2 protein-coding genes are annotated in these 1437 nt (G+C 60.8%); both read right to left on the bottom strand.

What is annotated here, in order from left to right; genetic code table 11:
- Positions 1-7: 7 nt before the first annotated feature.
- On the bottom strand, positions 8-742 hold the full coding sequence (locus ABYT07_RS21080; protein ID WP_372993949.1) for a heme ABC transporter permease: 735 nt from the start codon (positions 740-742) through the stop codon (positions 8-10).
- A gap of 64 nt (positions 743-806) precedes the next feature.
- Positions 807-1436 carry a heme exporter protein CcmB gene (ccmB, locus tag ABYT07_RS21075; RefSeq protein WP_372993948.1) on the bottom strand — a complete coding sequence of 210 codons (630 nt, stop codon included), beginning with the start codon at positions 1434-1436 and terminating at the stop codon, positions 807-809.
- Position 1437 lies beyond the last annotated feature (1 nt).

Here is a 1437-nt window from a genome sequence, read left to right as displayed (position 1 = left end):
TCGGGCATCAAGCATCCTTTCGGTTGCGCGCCAAAAGCGCACGGGCGCGGCGCAGGCGGATTTCAGTTCCGGTCCGGTACAATACAAGCGCCACAAACAGCAGGCCAAACCCGATCATGCTGATCAATAGCGGATACCAGAACACATCCGCCACGGTGCGCCCGCCTGTCGCCACGGGAACAGATGTACCTTGATGCAGGCCTTGGTTCCAGAAATTCACGGCATAGCGCGAGAGGATCGCAAAGACCGATCCGACAAGGCACAAGACCGACGTCAGGTCAGCCGCTGTATCGGGGTCTTCGACGGCTTCCCACAGGGCAATGTAGCCCAGATAGAACAAGAACAGGATCAGAAATGATGTCAGACGCGGGTCCCAAGCCCACCATGTCCCCCACATGGGTTGCCCCCAAATTGCACCTGTCACCAGCGCGATCACAGTCATGGTGATCCCTACGGGGGCCGCTGCTTTGGCAGCCAATGCGCTGACGTGGTGCCGACGGACCAGCCAGATCAACGAGGTCACAAGCATCATGAACCACGCGTTGATGGCCATCAGGGCTGCAGGTACGTGAAGATAGATGATCTTGACCGTGGACCCTTGGCGGTAGTCATCCGGCGTGGCGAAAAAACCCCACGCCAGCCCAACAACAACGCAAACTGCGGCCGCAGCCCACACAAAGGGTTGCACCCGGGCCGAGAGGCCCAGAAATTTCACCGGATTTGCATATTCCCACAAAGACATGATTGGTATCTAACGCTCCGTTACTGGTCACTCAATGGGCAAAACGCCCCGTTCATTGCCGCGGTCACCGCAATGTCATCCGAAGCACTGCCGCCGAGGCAAAAGGCATCAGCGCGATGGTGCCCAAGGTGATGCCGGCAAGCAGCGCCAAAGGGGTGGTGGGATCAAGCCCGATCGCCCCACGCCGCGCGGCTTCGGCCCCGAAGATAAGCGTCGGTACGTAGAGCGGCAAGACCAGCAGCGACATCAACAACCCGCCGCGTTTGATCCCGACGGTCAGCGCCGCCCCGAATGTACCGATCACCGACAGCGCAGGCGTGCCCAGCAACAGCGACGCGATCAGCCAGACAAAACCGGACGGCACAAGATTCAGCATCACCCCCAGAACCGGCGCGGCCAGCACCAAAGGCAGGCCCGTGGTCAACCAATGCGACAGGGCCTTGATGCTAAGAGCGGCCTCAAGCGGCAGGGGAGCAGTAGCCAGCAGGTCAAGGGTACCATCCTCGAAATCCAGCGCCAGCAGGCGATCCAGCGACAGCAGGCAGGCAAGCAATGCGCCCAGCCACAACACCCCCGGCGCGATGGTGGACAGCAATTCCGATTGCGGCCCCACGCTGAACGGGACCAGCACCGTCACGATCAAAAAGAACGCCAGCCCAAGGCCAAAGCCCCCGCCAGCCCGAAAGGCCAGCATC

It is taken from the genome of Sulfitobacter sp., from assembly GCF_041552635.1.
Classification (GTDB): Bacteria; Pseudomonadota; Alphaproteobacteria; order Rhodobacterales; family Rhodobacteraceae; genus Sulfitobacter.
This window is presented reverse-complemented; position numbering and strand designations above follow the sequence as displayed.

Coding starts and splice junctions, on each gene's coding strand:
- ABYT07_RS21080 (WP_372993949.1), bottom strand. CDS start 742: ATGTCTTTGTGGGAATATGCAAATCCGGTGAAATTTCTGGGCCTCTCG.
- ccmB (WP_372993948.1), bottom strand. CDS start 1,436: ATGCTGGCCTTTCGGGCTGGCGGGGGCTTTGGCCTTGGGCTGGCGTTC.